Below are 2483 nucleotides of genomic sequence, written 5' to 3'. Positions count from 1 at the left end.
AGCCCTATATAAATATCTTCTTAATAGATATCTTCTTAAAATTGATGCATTTATTATTGAAATTTAAGTTTGGGCAGAAATGCTAAAACTGCTACACTGAATATCAGTAATGGACCTACCTTTTAATAACAAAACCAGAAGACAGCCACCCTCATGCAAAATGCCCCCCAACCGCTCAATGATATGCTAGTCAGTAAATCATTCTCAGCCGCCGACTATGTTCCTACCCTCGACGCCATGCTAGCGCGTACGCTAGCGCGTATCGAACTTAAAAAAGAGCAAGGGTTACGTACCCCAGACGAGCTATGGATTGTCGATCACAATGACGTTTATACCCTTGGACAAGCCGGTAAAGAAGAGCACATTTTGCAACGTACCAACACCCCTATTATCAAAACGGATCGTGGTGGACAAGTAACTTGGCACGGGCACGGACAACTGGTTATTTACTGGTTGTTTGATTTAAATAGCTTAGGCTGGAGTGTACGCAACATGGTATCGCATGCCGAACAAGCCATTGAAGACGTCGTCAACGATTGTATAAAAAGTCAATCGTCACCTGACAGCACTCATATCAGCGCCCATGCTCGCCGTGATGCACCTGGGGTTTACTTATACGGCAGCTCATATAGCGCTTCATCTGATGAGCTGTCACAACTGCCATCTAACGCACCAGCAGATGATGCAATCATGCTAGGGAAAATCGCTTCTCTAGGTTTCAAAATCAAGCACGGTTTTAGCTACCATGGTATTGCTCTTAATTTAAACTGTAATTTGTCAGCATTTAACGCCATTAATCCGTGCGGTTATGCAGGGATGCAAATGTTACGATTGGCAGACTTTGTGCCAATGCAGCAGTCAAAGCAGCAGTCAAAAGTTACAGCCTTGGACGAAACTCAAAACAAACTGACTCCTCAATCGTTAAGTTATGAGCAAGTCACGCAAAAGCTCATCGATAATATTGCTCAGCGTCATGCAGGACACATTGAATTGCGTGCGTTAGCGCCAAAAGCGTCAAAGTAATGTCTTTGAGTCTTTTTTGCATAATCCTTTTACGCATAATATCTTGCATGCTTGGACTTAAGCATTATGAGAAAATTTGAGTCAAACTTGTTATAATCGCAGGCGGCACAAACTGGGCGCAGCGATAACTATGCCGCACCAACATTTCACCCTTTACTGTTCAAGTATTTATAACAAAAGCACATTGGAGCAATTTATGGCAGATTTTAATAAAATTTTAGACGCAGGCGACGTCGACGGCGGCATCATTAACGTCGTAGTAGAAATCCCAACCGGTAGCAGCCATAAAATCGAATGGAACCGCGAATTGGCGGTATTTGAGCTTGATCGTGTTGACCCGCAAATCTTTGCCAAACCTTGTAACTATGGTTTTATCCCACAGACTCTTGATGAAGATGGCGACGAGCTTGATGCCTTAATCATTACAGAACAGCCTTTAACCACTGGCATTTTCTTAAAAGCCAAAGTAATTGGCGTCATGAAGTTCGTTGATGACGGCGAAGTCGATGACAAGATCGTCGTCGTACCAGCTGACGACCGTGATACAGGCAATGCTTACAACAGCCTAGCGGACCTACCAAAGCAGCTAATCAACCAGTTAGAGTTCCATTTCAGCCACTATAAAGACCTTAAAAAACCAGGTACAACGGTCGTTGAATCTTGGGGTGACGTTGCAGAAGCCAAAGAAGTGATTAAAGAATCTATCCAGCGCTGGAAAGATCTATAATTAGTCCGGATAGCTTATAACATGAGGTTTATCATAAATAAGATAGGCTTTATGAAAAATACCGCAGACACGATGATGGCTGCGGTATTTTTTTGCTTGAATGTCAAGCTGTGTCATCAAGATGACACGCCCTAGCTATTTAAAGTAGGTATAATAAACCGTCCCGCCTATTCACATTTCTACGTCGTACTAAGGATCGTCATGTTCAACTCCGACCCCAACTCAAACCCAGTCAATGCAAAACTGCCAAAAGCGATCATTATGATGATCGAAAAAAACAACCTGGCAATGGCCATTAAAACATTGGCCGCGGACGAAAATATCAGTATGGATGATGCCAAAGTTCGAATTGATGCGTACGAGACCGAATTGAAAGTAAAGCAGCAGCAAAAGCTCAATACTATCGCAAGCAAGCAAGGCATCCCGAACCATGCTATTAGCTTTGATAGAGAGCAAGAAGCTGAGGATGAAGACGAGTCTGGAAAATTAATAAAAAACCGCGTCAAAACCACGCCGTCTGAACAAAATTTTCAGAGCTTGCAAGAAGGCGTTGATAGCAAGCTCAATGATTTAAGCTATAAAAAACCGCTTGTTCCTTATTGGGCGAAGCGATTATTGGTTATAGCGATTATTATGGCAGGGTTATTTTGGATAATGTGGCGTATCTTTGGCTAAAAGAAAACTGAAGTGTCTTGTCTGTCGACATTTTTATCAAGCATCCTTTCCGACTAAC

3 protein-coding genes are annotated in these 2483 nt (G+C 42.5%); all 3 read left to right on the top strand.

The genetic code is table 11. The annotated features are described in order from the left end of the window. Nucleotides 1–153 precede the first annotated feature (153 nt). The 3 genes from lipB to ACT3TU_RS13930 all read left to right on the top strand — a co-directional run bounded on the left by lipB (nucleotide 154) and on the right by ACT3TU_RS13930 (nucleotide 2425). Nucleotides 154–1023, top strand: a complete 870-nt coding sequence (gene lipB / locus ACT3TU_RS13940) for a lipoyl(octanoyl) transferase LipB (RefSeq protein WP_192524833.1) — start codon at nucleotides 154–156, stop codon at nucleotides 1021–1023. 196 nt (nucleotides 1024–1219) lie between these two features. After that, complete coding sequence (locus ACT3TU_RS13935; RefSeq protein ID WP_192524832.1) at nucleotides 1220–1750, top strand: inorganic diphosphatase; 531 nt, start codon at nucleotides 1220–1222, stop codon at nucleotides 1748–1750. 201 nt (nucleotides 1751–1951) lie between these two features. After that, nucleotides 1952–2425, top strand: coding sequence for a hypothetical protein (locus ACT3TU_RS13930; protein ID WP_192524831.1), 474 nt, complete (start codon nucleotides 1952–1954; stop codon nucleotides 2423–2425). Nucleotides 2426–2483: the final 58 nt, after the last annotated feature.

This window comes from Psychrobacter sp. AOP3-A1-26 (assembly GCF_052378235.1).
Classification (GTDB): Bacteria; Pseudomonadota; Gammaproteobacteria; order Pseudomonadales; family Moraxellaceae; genus Psychrobacter.
This window is presented reverse-complemented; position numbering and strand designations above follow the sequence as displayed.

What these genes read in the sequence shown, in the direction of transcription:
- lipB (WP_192524833.1), top strand. Translation starts at nt 154, where the DNA reads ATGCAAAATGCCCCCCAACCGCTCAATGATATGCTAGTCAGTAAATCA.
- ACT3TU_RS13935 (WP_192524832.1), top strand. Translation starts at nt 1,220, where the DNA reads ATGGCAGATTTTAATAAAATTTTAGACGCAGGCGACGTCGACGGCGGC.
- ACT3TU_RS13930 (WP_192524831.1), top strand. Translation starts at nt 1,952, where the DNA reads ATGTTCAACTCCGACCCCAACTCAAACCCAGTCAATGCAAAACTGCCA.